Genomic DNA, 14,938 nt, shown 5'->3' on the forward strand with positions numbered 1-14,938 from the left:
CTGACTCACTGCGCTTCTGAGCGCACGCGGATTATTTCTTGCGGCGCTTCGGCACCACTTTCGCCTTGGCGCGCGGCTTGACCGCCTTGACCTTCGACTTGCCGCCTGCGCTGGCCTTGATGCGCGGGCCGCTCGCGGTCGCCTTGATGCGTGCGCGGCTCGAGGAAGCCTTGAAGCGCGGCGCGCGGTTCGAGGCACGCGCCACCACCGGCGCTTCTTCGCCGGTGATGAAGCGGCGGATGTTCAGCGCATCGAGAATGCGGGCCGAGGAGGCGCCGGCATTGAGCAGCACCATGGTCGCGTTCTTGCCGCCAGCCTTGATGTTCATGATCAGGCAACGGCCGGCTTCCTGGATGTACCCGGTCTTCGACAGGCCGATGTCCCAGCCCTTGGCGCCGACCAGGCGGTTGGTATTGCGGTATTCGACTTCGCGGCCGTCGATGTTGATCAGTTCCTTCGACTGGGTCGTGATGTCGGTGATCGTCGGATACTTGGCCGAGGCGTTCGCCATCTTGACCAGGTCGCCGGCGGTCGAACGGTTATGCGGGTTCAGGCCGGTCGGCTCTTCGATCACGGTATGGGTCATGCCCAGCGCCGCGATCTTGCGGCGCACCGCCGCCTTGAAGCCCTCGAGACCGCCCGGATAGGTACGGGCCAGCGCGGCGGCGGCGCGGTTGTCCGAGGACATCAGGGCCAGCTGCAGCACGTCGCGGCGCGAGATCAGCGAACCGACCGGCACGCGGGAGCTGCTGTGCTTGACGGTGTCGACGTCGCTGCGGTCGATTTCGATCAGCTCGTCCATGTCCTGCTTCGCATCCAGCACGACCATCGCGGTCATCAGCTTGGTCAGCGAGGCGATCGGCGCGACGCGATCGGCATTCTTTTCCAGCAAAATCTTGCCGGTGTCATCTTCTACCACGAGCACCGACTGCGAGCCGAACGGCACCGCGAATGCGGAAACCGAAAAGGACAGCGCAACGGCGGCAAACAATTTTTTGAGCATTGTCGGGTCAGGAAAGAGGGTTGTTGAGCGAGTGGCGCATCGTATGTACACATAGTGCGCAGTCAACTATCTAGCTGTAGGGCAACTACAGGACTTGAACGATAGCATCATGCCTGACGCATGTCTATGGCGCACAGGCAAAAATAGGCTTGTAACCGAGAATTTTATGCAGAATAACGACTACCCTGGCAAGCTGTCCACGAGAATGATCAGCATACTGCCAACACCGCTGCGAGAACGACAAGCACGATCCGATACTGCACGAAGGAAGAAACAGGATCAAGGAAGCAGAAAAAGCCCTGCGCGCAGGCAGGGCTGGGAAGATGTTACTTCGACTGGTAGATCTTGTCGAACTCGCCGCCGTCGTCGAAGTGGCGGTCCTGGGCCTTGCTCCAGCCGCCGAACAGTTCATCGACCGTGAACAGCTGGATCGGCTTGTAGTTGGCGGCATATTTCTTCATGACCGCTTCCGACCGCACGCGCAGGAAGTGCTTGGCGCCGATTTCCTGGCCCAGCGGGGTGTACAGGAAGTTCAGGTAGGCGGTCGCTTCCTTGCGTTGCTTGCGGCGGTCGACCACCTTGTCGACCACGGCGACCGGCGATTCGGCCAGGATCGACACGGTCGGATAGACCACCTCGAAGTTGTCGCCGAATTCCTTGCGCACCATGCTGACCTCGTTTTCGAAGGTCACCAGCACGTCGCCGATCTGGCGCTGGGTGAAGGTGGTGGTGGCGGCGCGGCCGCCGGCGTCCAGGATCGGCACGTTCTTGAAGATGCGGCCGACCAGCGCGCGCGCCTGGGCGTCGTTGCCGCCTTTCTTCAGCACCGAGCCCCAGGCCGCCAGGTAGGTGTAGCGGCCGTTGCCGGCGGTCTTCGGATTCGGGATGATCACCTGCACGCCCGGACGCGCCAGGTCGTCCCAGTTACGGATGTTCTTCGGGTTGCCCTTGCGCACCAGGTAGACCATGGTCGAGTAATAGGGTGCAGCATTGTTCGGGAACTTTTTCGCCCAGTCCTTTGCCACCAAACCACGCTCGGCCAGCATGTCGATGTCGTTGGCCTGGTTCATGGTGACGACCGAGGCTTCCAGGCCGTCGGCGACGGCGCGCGCCTGCTTGCTGGAGCCGCCGTGCGATTGCTTGATGGACACCGTCTCGCCGGTCTGCTGCTTGTACGCCGCGATGAAGGCCGGGTTGATGTCCTTGTACAGCTCGCGCGCGACGTCGTAGGAAACGTTCAGCAACTCGGGCGCGGCGGCGCTGGCCGACAGCGGCAGGGCGGCGCCCAGCGCCAGGGCGAGGATCAGGCGGCGCAGCGGGGAGGTCGAGGTCATGTCGTTTGCTCTCTTCTTGAACTTGTTTGGACAAGCTGAATCATCCGTAAATTCGTCAAAGCTGGGAACGACAGTTTTGTCATATGCTTAGTACGGCTGGGCGGGGGAGGGAGCGGAACTCTGGTGGCAGTTCCGGTATCTGAATCTACATAAGCAGGCGTGGGAGATCACCATGCTCAAGACAGGAGCGGCTGCACGCAGGCTTGGTGTCACGCCCAAGATACTGCAACGCTGGGACCGCTGTGGAACATTTTCTCCACTTGCACGTCGTCCTACTGGCCTGCGCCTGTACAGCGAAGCGCAGATCTCTGAAAGGATCGGGCTGCAGTCGCGCCAGGCACCACACCGAATCATCGCGTACTGCAGAGTGTCGAGCGCTGCGCAAAAGCCCGATTTGCGGAATCAGCGCAGGATCCTGGAAGAGTTCTGCACAGCCCGTGGTCTGGCGAATGTCGAATATATGGATGAAATCGGCGGTGGACTCGATTTCAAGCGCCGTGGCCTGCTCGAACTGACCGATGCGATCGTCCGGGGCGAGGTACGCATATTGGTGTTGGCGCACCGCGATCGCTTGACGCGTTTTGGCTACGAATGGTTTGAACACCTGGCGCACGAGCATGGTTGTGAGCTGCTGGTACTGAAGTTGAAAGCTGCATTGAACGAGGATGCAAAGGATGCTGCTGTCGCATTGCATCAGGCTTGAAGCTACTCCCGAGCAGTGCGCGTACTTCGCCCGTGCGGCGGGAACAACACGCAAGGTCTGGAACTGGGGCTTGGCCGAATCGCATCGCCAACTGGCGCTGGGACAGCGGCCGAATGCGATGGCGCTGAAAAAGCAGTTCAATGCCATCAAGTATGCGCATCCAGACTGGCTCGACGAACAAGGTAATCCGTGGCTGCGCACAATTCATCGCGGCGAACGCTACGCTGCATTGCTACTCGGTGAGCGCGAATGGCAATGCACGTGTGGTGCGCATCACGACCGAGACGTCAATGCAGCGATCAATTTGAAACGGCTCGCCATCGACGCCCTCGCGGCGGTAACGGCGCTACCCGTGGCGAGTCTGACGGCGACGTCAGGCACTGCCGCCGGCATATCGCCGGCGGGAGGCGGGAAAGTCACGCCTGTCAGATACGAGTACGGTCAGCAGGACGGCTCGGGGCAGGAAGAGGACGCTGAGCACATTTGTTCACGTCTTTGATAGCAGCACACGGACGCGCTCAGCAAGCGCCTGCGGTTTCGGTGTATAGTCGGGCCCTGCGATGCGCCGGCGGCTCAGCGCTGAGAGAAATTGAACGAACCAGCACGAATTGAACGAACCAGATTGATGCTTGATGTCCACGCGTTTTGAAATCCGACAGGCGACGCCCGCCGATGCGTCCGCCGCCTGCGCGCTGCTGCGCCGTTCCATCGAAGTCGGCTGCAAGGCCGACCACGCCGGCAAGCCGGCCGTGCTCGAAGCATGGCTGGGCAACAAGACGGCTGCGAATGTCGCGACCTGGTTTTCGTCGTCCAGCAATTACGCGATCGTCGCCCAAAGTCCGGACGGCACGCTGCTCGGCCTGTGCCTGCTGACCCAGGCCGGCAAAGTGGCGCTGTGCTATGTGCTGCCGGAAGCGCTGCGCGGCGGCGTCGGCCGGGCGCTGCTGGATGCCTGCGAACAGCAGGCGCGCGCCTGGAGCATCAAGAAGCTGCAGCTGCACAGCCCGCCGAGCGCCAGCGCCTTCTTCGAGCGCCAGGGATTCATGAACGCCGGCAAGGACACATCCTGCTTCGGCATGGAAAGCGATCTGCTGTGGAAGAGCCTGGACGCCAGCTGCGAAGTCGGCGCCAGCAGCCCCGGCGGCGCGGCGCGCAAGCGCTTCTGCAACTGCAACGGCTGAGCCAGCCGGCATTCCCCGATACACTTGCTCGACACTGTCGCGCAACACAACAGCGTGCGCATCTTCTTCGATCGAGAAGCTTACGTTATAGTAACTATCTCAACTAGAAGAGTGTCTTATGGTTTCACGTAGAGAATTCCTGCAAAGGGGCGCCGCCTTGGGCGCACTCGGCGCGCTCGGCGCATCCGTCCCGGCCGCCGCCCAGACCGACATGGCGCCGCCGCCCGACCTGTTCGACGCCCAGCTGCTCGACATCGATTTCTGGGTCAAGCCGCGCACCCTGTCCGTGGTCCGTCCGCAGAGCGGCGAAAAAGCCCGCGTGCTGTACTGGAAGGACGGCGAAGTCATCGATTCGGCCTACCAGGAACTGTGCCACATCCTGCGCGACGTCAACGGCCGCGCATCGGCGCCGATCGATCCGAAACTGTTCGAAGTGCTGTGGGGCACCCAGGCCTTCATCGCCCGCTACGGCATGAACCAGCCGCTCGAGATCCTGTCGGGCTACCGCACCGAGGCCTCCAACAAGCGCCTGGTCGAGGAGGGCGTGCCAGCCGCGCGCAAATCGCTGCACATGGTCGGCAAGGCGGCCGACATCCGGATCGCCAACCTGAGCGAAGAGGTGCTGGGCGGCCTGATCCGCAGCTTCCGCCAGGGCGGGGTCGGTTATTACTACCGGGCCGGTCCGAAGGGCGGCTGGATCCATGCGGACACCGGGCTGAACCGTACCTGGAAGGGCTGACCGCTCCCGGCTTGCCGTGCGAGCGCGGGTTCTCACTTGGGCTAATATGAAGTCGTCAAGTCCGGGGTACACCGCCCCGTTCTCCATGTCACTTTTCCCAAGGAGGCCAGCATGGCAACGATGAATGCTCCAACGATGGACCGCAGGACCACGGGCGAACGGCGCATCAACACACACAGCCGCCAGCACTCGGCGATGTCCGCGCTCGACTACCTGGCGATGGCGCTCCTGATCATTGGCGGCCTGAACTGGGCGATGGTCGGCCTGTTCGACGTCGACATGGTCGCCACCATCCTCGGCCCGGGCAGTCCGGCCACCCGCATCACCTACATCGTGGTCGGCCTGGCCGCGCTGTACTCGATCTACACGACCGCCAAGATGGCGGGCAGCAAGCGCGGCTAGGCCGGATGCGGGTCGGCCTCATCTCCGACACGCACGGGTTGCTGCGTCCGCAGGCGCTCGACTTCCTGCGGGGCAGCGACCATATCATCCATGCCGGCGACATCACCGGGCCCGAGATTCTCGGGCCGCTGGAGGCGCTTGCGCCGCTGACCGTCGTGCGGGGGAACAATGACCGCGGCGCCTGGGCGGAGGGATTGCCGCATGCCGTCACGGTCGAGGTGGACGGGGTTGCCATCCACGTCATCCACGACCTCAAGGAATTGCTGATCGAACCGCGCGCGGCCGGCGTGCGGGTGGTGGTGTCGGGGCATTCGCACAAGCCGTCCTGCAGCGAGCGGGATGGGGTGCTGTATGTGAATCCGGGCAGTGCGGGGCGGCGCCGATTTACCTTGCCGGTCTCGGTCGGCGAGTTGCTGATCGAAGGCGGGCAAGTCACCGTCAGCCTCGTGACCCTGGAGGACAAGTAGGTGGAGTGAATTGGTCCAGTGGACCAAGTGAATTGGTCCGGTGGACCAATTCACAAGCCGTCCACCCAACTATTTCATGGTATAGCTCTGCCAAGCCGTATCCACCGCGAAGTTGCGCGTAGGATCCCAGTAGGTAAAGCTGTAGCGCACCACGTCCCCGATCTTCAAGCCGCCCGCGCTGTAGGTATTGGTCGAGCCATCCAGCCGCATCCGCAGGTTCTGCTGCGGCCCGTTGTTGACCGTATAGTGCACGTCGGCCCAGCCGCCGGTATTGGTGCCGAACTGGAGCGTCGTGGACGAGGTCTGGGTCACCCAGGTCGGCCCGGTCGGGTTGGTCGGCGGGTTGGTGGTGCCGCCGCCCGACTCCCAGACGATGTCGTCGATCGCGAACTGGAAGGTCGAGCCCGGCAGGTTGTTGGCGTCGCTGGAAATCATGAACACGTCCAGCAGCGACTGCGCCGCCACTTTGGTCCCGAGCAGGGTCGAGACCGGGATGCTTCCCTGCGCCCACTGGCCGTTGCGCACCAGGCCGTGGGTCGTGGTATTGGCCGGGAAGTTGACCCAGTTCTGGTTGGTGTAGGTGTCGCCGACGCCGATGTTGAACGACACGTTGGCCGGGATCTTGATCCGGAACTTCATGCTGCCGTTCCGGTAATTGCTCAGGTCACGCGCCTGGCGCGCCTGCACGCCGCCGCCGAACCACTGGCCGGGCGCCGTATAGGCCCAGGCGATCACGTTGCCGCCCTCATACGGCGCGGTGTTGCCGGCCCCGCTCGACGCGCCGTTCCACAGGAAGATGTCGGAGCTGCTGCCCGCGACCAGCTTGCTGTTGACGGCGGTGGTGTCGGTGAAGACGCCGAACTTGCCGGCCACTTCCGGCACCGTCTGGTTGCCGAGCTTGACCTGGCCCTTGCCGTCCATCTGGTAGACGCGCACGTAGTCGACGTACATGGTGCCGGGCAGCGGCGCCGTCACCTGGCTCGGATTGGCGGCGTCGGTGAAGTTGCCGCCTACGGCGAGATTCAGCAGCAGGTAGAAGGGCGCCTGCAGGGCGGTGGAATTCACCGCCAGCGGCGCGTCGTAGAGATTGCGCTCGACGCCGTTGTCGACCACCGTGAAGCGCATCTGGCTCTCGTCCCAGTACAGGCGGTAGGTGACGAAGCGGTTGGCCAGCGAGGTGCTGGGCACGTACCAGTTCTTGGTCTGCCAGGCGGTCGAGGCGGCGCAGCTCTCGTTGCCGGGCACGCAGGCGGCCTGCTGCCAGGTGATGACGTTGGCGCCGACGAAGTGGTTGGCGGACGGCGCGCCGGAGGCGGTGCGGCCGGACGCCTTATGACCCATCTCCATGATGTCGATCTCGCCGTTGCGCGGCCAGGTCTGCGGGCTGACGCCCAGCATCCAGGCGGCCGGCCACAGGCCGGTGGCGATGTTGGGCGTGGCCATGCGCACCTCGATCATGCCGTACTGGACCTGCACCTTGCCCTTGGTGTCGATCTTCCCGGAGGTGAAGGAGTTCCCGCCCAGCGACTGGGCGCGCGCCTGGATCGCCAGCGCGCGGGTGCCGGATTCGAAGGGCACGTTCACGATCGACAGGTTGTTCGGGCTGTAGTACTGCAGTTCGGCGTTGCCGAAGCCGCAGAAATTGGTGGCGCAGCCGTTGCCGTCGGTGGCGGTCCAGACCGCGGTGTTCAGGCTGGCGCCGTTGAATTCCTCGGACCAGATCAACTGGCCGATGGCGGGATTGGTGACGCCGGCGCCGGCAGTGGCGCTGCAGGCAAGCAGAATGGCCGCAGCCGCTTTCTGGAAAGGTTTCCACTTCAAGTCGTGCTTAAGGTTGGTTGGTTTCACTTCGGCTCCTCATCTAACTCCGTGTGTTTTTATAGGAAGCGCCAGGACGGCGCTCCACGGCTTGCCAACTTGGACGTTGGTCTCGAATGATGTTGCAGAGACTGTATATGGAAACCTTTCCATTTCGTGAGAGAAAATATATGCCGTATTTGCGAGCTCGTCAAATGCAATCGTGCGGGAGCGTTTGATCAAGATCAGAACGCAATTGCACCAGCCTGATCCAAATGCGCAGGGCAGGGCGGGCCGGCATCGCCCAACATGCCGTCAAATGTCGTAAGATGCGCTCCTCACGTTTTGAAGCACCCCATGACCTCCCCATCCGATACCGCGCCGCAGCCGCGCTTCCGCCCCCGTCCCTGGACCCATCTCGAAACGCCGCAGGACGTCGAGCTCTGGATCGACGAGCACAATGGGGCGCTGCAGGAACTGGTGAAACCGACCGAGACCGGCGTCGGCATCTGCTTCACGCTGGCCGAGGGCGGCAACGTCTACATGCAGACCACTGGCGACGCCGTCGTGCTCGACGTCGAGCCGGAGGCCGACTGGATCGCGCCCCTGATCGTCGCCGCCACCGGCGCCGAGCCGCCGCGCGGCCAGGTCTGGGTGCTGCCGGACGACCGCCTGGTGCAGCTGATCCTGGGCCTGTCGACCCTGGTGCTGAGCACCACGCTGGTGGTCGGCCATCCCTTCGGCGCGCGCGCCCGCCGCGGCGCTTACTGAAGTCAAACCTGGTGTGGGTAGCCTGCGTCCCTGTTCGGAGGGGAGTCGAACGCGCGGTCGGCGTCGACGCCGCGAGCCTTGCGCGCCGAAGGGTGGAGCCGACCACCCTTTGACAATCGACCCCCTAGCCGCAGGCCTGCGTTTTCGGTTATAAAGACCATTCACCCAGCTACTCAGCGAGGATCGATGGCCAAGCATCCGACCACCCTGGCGCGCCGCGCCGTCCTTGGCGCGGGCATTGCGCTTGCCGCGCTGGCCGTGCAGCTGCCGGCGCAGGCCGCCGACCTGCTGCAGGAAGCGAAGAAGCGCGGCGTGCTGCGCATCGCGATGGAGGGCACCTACCCGCCCTTCAACTACAAGGACCCGAAGACCGGCCAACTGACCGGCTACGACGTCGACGTCGCGAAGCTCGTCGCGACCAAGCTCGGAATGCGTCCGGAGTTCGTGGCCACCGAATGGGCCGCCATCCTCGCGGGTCTGGCAAGCGGCAAGTACGACATCATCGTCAGCCAGGTCGGCATCACGCCCAGGCGCGCGCAGGCCTTCGATTTCTCGCGCCCCTATACCTATTCGCAGCCCCAGCTTATCGTGCGCAAGAACGAGCGCGCCAGCTACGCCAGCCTGGCGGACCTGAAGGGCAAGCGCGTCGGCGTGGGGCAGGGCAGCGTGTTCGAGCAGCAGGCCAAGGCGGTGCCGGGGATCGAGGTCAAGAGCTATCCGGCGGCGCCGGAAAACCTGCAGGATCTCGCTTTCGGCCGCATCGACGCGGCCCTGAACGATGGCCTGATGGTGGCCTACCTCCTGAAGAATTCGCAGCTGCCGATCAAGCCCGGCGCGCGCGTCGGCGCGGTCGAGCGCATGGGCATCCCCTTCCGCAAGGGCAGCCCGCAGTTCAAGGCGGCGCTCGACAAGATCCTGCAGGACGCCGCCAACGACGGCACCCTGAAAGCGCTGTCGATCAAGTGGTTCGGCGTCGACGCCAGCCGCGCGCCTTGATCATCGCCCACACGCAACCGTGGCCGACCTGATCGCGCTGCTGCGGGAGGCCGCGCCGGTGATGCTGACCGGCGCCGGCTACACGCTGCTGTTCGCGGTCGCCGCGATGATCGGTGGGCTGGCGATCGGCGTGCCGGTGGCGCTGATGCGCATCGCGCCCTGGGCCATCGTGCGCTGGCCCGCGGGCCTGTACGTGAGCGCGATGCGCGGCACGCCGCTGCTGGTGCAGATCTTCGTGATCTACTACGGCCTGCCGAGTGTGGGTGTCGAGTTCACGCCGGTCACGGCGGGCGTGCTGGCGCTGTCGCTGAATTCCGGCGCCTACCTGTCCGAGAGCCTGCGCGGCGCGATCCGCGCGGTCAGCGACGGGCAGTGGCGCGCCAGCTTCAGCCTGGGCCTGGGCTACTGGCAGACCCTGCACCATATCGTGATGCCGCAGGCGCTGCGCATCGCGGTGCCGTCGATGAGCAATACCCTGATCAGCCTGATCAAGGATACGTCGCTGGTCTCGGTGATCGCCCTGACCGAACTGATGCTGGCGACGAAGGAGGTGATCGCCACCACCTTCCAGCCGCTGCCGCTGTACATCGCCGCGGCCTGCATCTACTGGGCCCTGAGCCTGTTCTTCGAAGCCTTGCAGCGGCGCGCCGAGCGGCGCCTGAACCGCGGCCACGTGGGACGCTGACGGCCGACGTACGAACGCACCGGGCAGGCCCGAAGGCCTGCGCGGTGCGGCATGGCAGGTGCGCGGGGGCTAGCGGTTACGGTCGCCCTTGTCCTGCTGCTGGTTGAAGGCCTGGGACGCGTCGCGGGCCGATTCGCCCTGGCGCTGATCCGGGTCGTCGAGCGCCGGCGTGCCGCCCGACGCATGCTGGCCGCCCTGGCGGTCGCCCTGCAGGCCCGATTGCTGGCTGCCTTGCTGCTGGCCCGATTGCTGTCCGCCTTGCTGCTGGCCGGACTGCAGGTTGCCTTGTTGCTGGCTGCGCTGCTGCTGGCCCGACTGTTGGCTTCCCTGTTGTCGGCCCGACTGCTGGCTGCCTTGCTGCTGGCCCGCGCTTGCGGTCAGGTCCTTGCTCGGATCGGCCACGTTCTGGTCCGGACGGGTGCCCTTCATGTCTTTGCCTTGGTTCGCATTCATGTTCGTCTCCTGACTTGAATGTATGAGTCACCATGATAAACCTGCTGCCGGCGCACGGAATCGGACTCGGCGCGTCCTGCAAGTAGGACCATGCGCACATACCCTGCAACATCTTGGCGCGCACGTAAAAACACCGTGACGGTCTTGCAGACCGGTCACGGTGCGGGTTTTTTCCAGGTCGATGCGAGACGTCAGCGATTGCCGCGTTGCTTGTCGATGCTGTTGTCGTTGCTCCAGGCCTGCGAAGCGTCCTGGGCGGATTCGCCCTGGCGGCTTCCCAGGTCGTCAAGTAGAGGCGTGCCGCCGGACGCATGCTGGCCGCCTTGCCGCTGCCCGCCCGACTGCTGGTTGCCTTGCTGCTGGCCCTGGCCCGACTGACGACTGCCTTGCTGCTGGTCCGATTGCAGGCCGCCCTGTTGTTGCTGCTGCTGGCCGCCGCCGGATGCATTGATGTTCAGGTCTTCCACGTCGTCGTCGTGACGCGGTCCTTTGATGCCATGTCCTTTGTTTTCACCCATGCCGTACTCCTGTGAGAGTGTCGATGGGTCCATGATAGTGCCCTGGCGCAGGGGATCAATCGGAGTGTTGGACGCACCGCCGTAGGACGGTGCGTACAAAGTCAGCAGTAAAACTCCCGCCTCACGGCTTCGAAGCAGGGGCCGGCGCGAGGCCGAGACTGCCGAGGAAGGCGTGGATCGCGCGGTGCGACGCCAGGGTCTGCTCCTGGCTGAAGCCGCCGTGGCCGCCGCCCGGGATGGTGTGCAGCACGTTCTTCACGCCGGCCGCATCCAGCGCCGCCTTCAGGCGCAGCGCCTGGCTGTGGGGCACCAGCGGATCGGCGTCGCCGTGGACGGTGAACACCGGCGGCCCACCGGGGCGCACATGGCTCAAGGGCGAAAGCTGGCGCGCCAGCGCTTCGCGGCCCGGCATGCTGCCGAACCAGGCCACCGCGTAGGAGCGGATGGTCGGGCCTTGCAGCATCTCGGCGACGTCGGTGATGCCGTAGAAGTTGACCACCGCGCCCACCTTCGGCGCGGCGTTGGCGTACGGGCCGCTCCAGGCCGGCTCGTTGGCCGCGCACTGGTTGGTGAAGGGCGAATCCGAAGGGATCATCGCGGTCGCCAGGGCCAGGTGGCCGCCGGCCGAATCGCCCGAGGTCACGACCTTGCTCGCGTCCAGTCCGTACTTCTTCGCGTTCAGGCCGATCCACTGCAGCGCGCACAGCGTATCCTCGACCGCGGCCGGCGCAAGCGCCGTATTCGCCAGGCGGTAGCTGACGTTCACCACCGCGAAGCCCATGTGCAGGAAGGTCAGCGCGGACAGCGAGGCGCGCTCGCGCGACCCCGCGACCCAGCCGCCGCCGTGGATGTACAGCACCACCGGCAGCGCCTGCGCCTCGCGTCCGGGCGGACGGTAGACGTCGAGCTTGATGTCCTTGCCGCTCGCGGTCAGGTAGGTGATGTCCTTCTGGATCGCGAAGCCCTGCTTGCGCACCAGCGCGCGCGCCGGGTCGAGCGGGGCTTCGGCGCCGAATGCCGGCTGGGCGGCGCCCAGCACCGCCAGCAGAAAGTATGCGCGCATCGCCACCCTTACATGTTCGGGTAGTTCGGACCGCCGCCGCCTTCCGGCGTCACCCAGACGATGTTCTGGGTCGGGTCCTTGATGTCGCAGGTCTTGCAGTGCACGCAGTTCTGGGCGTTGATCTGCAGGCGGTCCTTGCCTTCGTCGGTCTTCACGTACTCGTAGACGCCGGCCGGACAGTAGCGCTGTTCCGGGCCCGCGTAGGTGGCCAGGTTGACTTCCACCGGCACCGCCGGATTTTTCAGGGTCAGGTGCACCGGCTGGTCTTCGCTGTGGTTGGTGTTCGAGATGAACACCGAGGACAGGCGATCGAAGGTCAGCTTGCCGTCCGGCTTCGGATACACGATCGGCTTGAACTGCGAGGCCGGCTTCAGACATTCGTGGTCGGCGTGCTTGTGGTGCAGGGTCCAGGGCGCCTTGCCACGGAAAATCATCTGGTCGATGCCGGTCATGATGGTGCCGATGTACAGGCCCTTGCTCATCCACGGCTTGAAGTTACGCGCCACGTGCAGCTCTTCCTTCAGCCACGATTGCTCGAAGGCGGCCGGGTAGGACACCAGTTCGTCGTGCTGGCGCCCTTCACCCAGCGCCGCGAACGCCGCTTCCGCGGCCAGCATGCCGGTCTTGATGGCGCCGTGGCTGCCCTTGATGCGGCTGGTGTTCAGGAAGCCCGCGTCGCAGCCCACCAGGCAACCGCCCGGGAACACCGTCTTCGGCAAGGATTGCAGGCCACCTGCCGTGATCGCACGCGCGCCATACGAGATGCGCTTGGCGCCCTCGAAGTAGTGGCGGATCGCCGGGTGGGTTTTATAGCGCTGGAATTCCTCGTACGGCGACAGATAGGGGTTCTGGTAGGCCAGGCCCACCACGAAGCCGACCACGACCTGGTTATTTTCCAGGTGGTAGAGGAAGGAGCCGCCGTAGGTGTCGTTGTCCAGCGGCCAGCCGGCGGTGTGCACTACCAGGCCCGGCTTGTGCTTGCTTGGATCGATCTCCCACAGCTCCTTGATGCCGATGCCGTAGGTCTGCGGATCCTTGCCCTTGTTCAGGTCATATTTGGCCATCAGCTGGCGGCCCAGGTGGCCGCGCGAACCCTCGGCGAAGAAGGTGTATTTGGCGTGCAGCTCCATGCCGAGCTGGAAGTCCGGGCCCGGTTCGCCGTCGCGCTTGACGCCCATATTGCCGGTGGCGACACCCTTCACGGAACCGTCCTCGTTGTACAGGATCTCGGCGGCCGGGAAGCCCGGGAAGATCTCGACGCCCAGGCTTTCCGCCTGCTGGCCGAGCCAGCGCACCACATTGGCCAGCGAGATCACGTAATTGCCGTGGTTGGTCAGCATCTTCGGGATCATGAAGTGCGGCGTCGCGATCGCCTTGGTCTCGGTCAGGAACAGCACCTGGTCCTCGGTCACCGGGGTGTTCAGCGGCGCGCCTTTTTCCTTCCAGTCGGGGATCAGCTCGTTCAGGGCGATCGGGTCCATCACCGCGCCCGACAGGATGTGGGCGCCGAGTTCGCCGCCTTTTTCCAGCACGCAGACCGAGACCTCTTGTCCTTTTTCGGCCGCCAGCTGCTTCAGGCGGATCGCGGCCGACAGGCCCGCGGGGCCGCCGCCGACGACGACCACGTCGTATTCCATCGCTTCGCGCGGTCCGTATTGTTCGAGGAGATTGGTTGGCTCAGTCATGTCTTTTATGGGTGTTAAAAAATTTAAGCACGAGTGTGCGGGTTTTTATCGACGTTTGCAACTTTGCGCGCCATTTTACGGACATTATTAGATGGGGCAATCTAATACTGATGATTTGTGTAAGATGGTGCCTTCTGTGAAGGAGGGCCGAGCGTGGGTATCGAAGTCAATTACGAAGGAAAGATCGCGATGGTCACCGGCGCCTCGAGCGGCCTCGGGGCGCGCTTCGCCAAGGCGCTGGCCGGCGCCGGCGCCCAGGTGGTGCTGGCCTCGCGCCGGGTCGAGCGCCTGAAGGAACTGCGCGCCGAGATCGAGGCCGACGGCGGCGCCGCCCACGTGGTGCGCCTGGACGTGACGGATCTCGGCTCGATCAAGGCGGCGATCGCGCACGCCGAGACCGAGGCCGGGCCGATCGACATCCTGGTCAACAACTCGGGCGTGTCGAGCACCCAGCGCCTGCTGGACGTCACCGAGGACGACTACAACTACATCATGGACACCAACCTGCGCGGCGCATTCTTCGTGGCGCAGCAGACCGCCAAGCGCATGATCCAGCGCGCCAAGGGCGACCCGCGCAAGCAGCACCGCATCGTCAACATCGCTTCGGTCGCCGGCCTGCGCGTGCTGCCGCAGATCGGCGTCTACTGCATGAGCAAGGCCGGCGTGGTGCAGATGACCAAGGCGATGGCGGTCGAGTGGGGCAAGTACGGCATCAACGTCAACGCCATCTGCCCGGGCTACATCGCCACCGAGATGAACGAGGATTACTTCGACACCGAACAGGGACGCAAGCTGATCGACATGCTGCCGCGCAAACGCCCGGGCAAGCCGGAGGACCTGGACGGGCTCCTGCTGCTGCTGGCGGCGGAGGAGGCGCATTTCATCAATGGGGCGATCATCACGGCGGATGATGGGATGACGGCGCAGTAGTTATCTTCATCTGCGCGCCCAGACGTTCGTCTCCAGATTCGTTGGCAGTAAAACCGTCGTACGCGCCACTGGCGCCTACGACTTTGGACAGATTGGATATCACCGGCTGTCCGCGGAGGTCGGCATCCCTGCGTTCACGATTCGACGCTGGGTAGATGCGTATCGGTTGCACGGCGATGGGTCGTTCGCACGGCGCCGAGATCATTACCCT

At 64.5% G+C, this 14,938-nt stretch carries 16 protein-coding genes and 1 pseudogene; 10 read left to right on the forward strand and 7 right to left on the reverse strand.

What is annotated here, in order from left to right:
• Positions 1-31: 31 nt before the first annotated feature.
• A complete protein-coding gene (locus tag LQ564_RS24855; RefSeq protein WP_231060808.1) occupies positions 32-1,003 on the reverse strand; it encodes a serine hydrolase in 972 nt (323 codons plus the stop codon).
• Positions 1,004-1,329: 326 nt separating this feature from the next.
• The gene (locus LQ564_RS24860) at positions 1,330-2,337 is read right to left on the reverse strand and encodes a sulfate ABC transporter substrate-binding protein (RefSeq protein ID WP_231060809.1); all 1,008 of its coding nucleotides are present in this window, start codon (positions 2,335-2,337) and stop codon (positions 1,330-1,332) included.
• 172 nt (positions 2,338-2,509) lie between these two features.
• On the opposite strand from LQ564_RS24860, the pseudogene LQ564_RS24865 reads away from it, so the two are divergent.
• From LQ564_RS24865 to LQ564_RS24890, 6 genes and pseudogenes are all read left to right on the forward strand, one after another.
• Positions 2,510-2,992 (forward strand): annotated as a pseudogene (locus LQ564_RS24865) (IS607 family transposase); the annotation flags it as partial.
• Between the two features lie 19 nt (positions 2,993-3,011).
• Complete coding sequence (locus LQ564_RS24870) at positions 3,012-3,539, forward strand: helix-turn-helix domain-containing protein (protein WP_231060811.1); 528 nt, start codon at positions 3,012-3,014, stop codon at positions 3,537-3,539.
• 133 nt (positions 3,540-3,672) lie between these two features.
• Positions 3,673-4,221 carry a GNAT family N-acetyltransferase gene (locus tag LQ564_RS24875; RefSeq protein ID WP_231060812.1) on the forward strand — a complete coding sequence of 183 codons (549 nt, stop codon included), beginning with the start codon at positions 3,673-3,675 and terminating at the stop codon, positions 4,219-4,221.
• A gap of 118 nt (positions 4,222-4,339) precedes the next feature.
• A complete protein-coding gene (locus LQ564_RS24880) occupies positions 4,340-4,960 on the forward strand; it encodes a YcbK family protein (protein ID WP_231060813.1) in 621 nt (206 codons plus the stop codon).
• A gap of 111 nt (positions 4,961-5,071) precedes the next feature.
• Positions 5,072-5,362: a DUF378 domain-containing protein gene (locus LQ564_RS24885; protein ID WP_231060814.1), complete on the forward strand. Its 291-nt coding sequence runs from the start codon at positions 5,072-5,074 to the stop codon at positions 5,360-5,362.
• Positions 5,363-5,367: 5 nt separating this feature from the next.
• Positions 5,368-5,829: a metallophosphoesterase family protein gene (locus LQ564_RS24890; RefSeq protein ID WP_231060815.1), complete on the forward strand. Its 462-nt coding sequence runs from the start codon at positions 5,368-5,370 to the stop codon at positions 5,827-5,829.
• 69 nt (positions 5,830-5,898) lie between these two features.
• Here the strand turns inward: LQ564_RS24890 and LQ564_RS24895 are convergent, their stop codons facing one another.
• Complete coding sequence (locus tag LQ564_RS24895) at positions 5,899-7,677, reverse strand: glycoside hydrolase family 16 protein (protein WP_231060816.1); 1,779 nt, start codon at positions 7,675-7,677, stop codon at positions 5,899-5,901.
• Between the two features lie 306 nt (positions 7,678-7,983).
• Between LQ564_RS24895 and LQ564_RS24900 the strand changes: the two genes are divergently transcribed.
• The 3 genes from LQ564_RS24900 (at position 7,984) to LQ564_RS24910 (ending at position 10,078) form a co-directional block, all read left to right on the forward strand.
• The gene (locus LQ564_RS24900; RefSeq protein ID WP_231060817.1) at positions 7,984-8,397 is read left to right on the forward strand and encodes a hypothetical protein; all 414 of its coding nucleotides are present in this window, start codon (positions 7,984-7,986) and stop codon (positions 8,395-8,397) included.
• Positions 8,398-8,583: 186 nt separating this feature from the next.
• Positions 8,584-9,393, forward strand: coding sequence for a transporter substrate-binding domain-containing protein (locus LQ564_RS24905; RefSeq protein ID WP_231060818.1), 810 nt, complete (start codon positions 8,584-8,586; stop codon positions 9,391-9,393).
• A gap of 61 nt (positions 9,394-9,454) precedes the next feature.
• Positions 9,455-10,078 (forward strand): amino acid ABC transporter permease, encoded by a 624-nt coding sequence (locus tag LQ564_RS24910; RefSeq protein ID WP_231060825.1) that lies wholly within the window; start codon positions 9,455-9,457, stop codon positions 10,076-10,078.
• Between the two features lie 69 nt (positions 10,079-10,147).
• Here LQ564_RS24910 and LQ564_RS24915 read toward each other — a convergent pair whose 3' ends face one another.
• From LQ564_RS24915 to LQ564_RS24930, 4 genes are all read right to left on the reverse strand, one after another.
• A complete protein-coding gene (locus tag LQ564_RS24915) occupies positions 10,148-10,531 on the reverse strand; it encodes a hypothetical protein (RefSeq protein WP_231060819.1) in 384 nt (127 codons plus the stop codon).
• Positions 10,532-10,722: 191 nt separating this feature from the next.
• Positions 10,723-11,049 (reverse strand): hypothetical protein, encoded by a 327-nt coding sequence (locus LQ564_RS24920; protein WP_231060820.1) that lies wholly within the window; start codon positions 11,047-11,049, stop codon positions 10,723-10,725.
• 121 nt (positions 11,050-11,170) lie between these two features.
• Complete coding sequence (locus LQ564_RS24925; RefSeq protein WP_231060821.1) at positions 11,171-12,112, reverse strand: alpha/beta hydrolase; 942 nt, start codon at positions 12,110-12,112, stop codon at positions 11,171-11,173.
• An 8-nt stretch (positions 12,113-12,120) separates the two neighbouring features.
• Positions 12,121-13,797, reverse strand: coding sequence for an electron transfer flavoprotein-ubiquinone oxidoreductase (locus LQ564_RS24930; RefSeq protein WP_231060822.1), 1,677 nt, complete (start codon positions 13,795-13,797; stop codon positions 12,121-12,123).
• A 153-nt stretch (positions 13,798-13,950) separates the two neighbouring features.
• Between LQ564_RS24930 and LQ564_RS24935 the strand changes: the two genes are divergently transcribed.
• Positions 13,951-14,727: an SDR family oxidoreductase gene (locus tag LQ564_RS24935; protein ID WP_231060823.1), complete on the forward strand. Its 777-nt coding sequence runs from the start codon at positions 13,951-13,953 to the stop codon at positions 14,725-14,727.
• Positions 14,728-14,938 lie beyond the last annotated feature (211 nt).

This window comes from Massilia phyllostachyos (genome assembly GCF_021044825.1).
Lineage (GTDB): Bacteria > Pseudomonadota > Gammaproteobacteria > Burkholderiales > Burkholderiaceae_D > Telluria > Telluria phyllostachyos.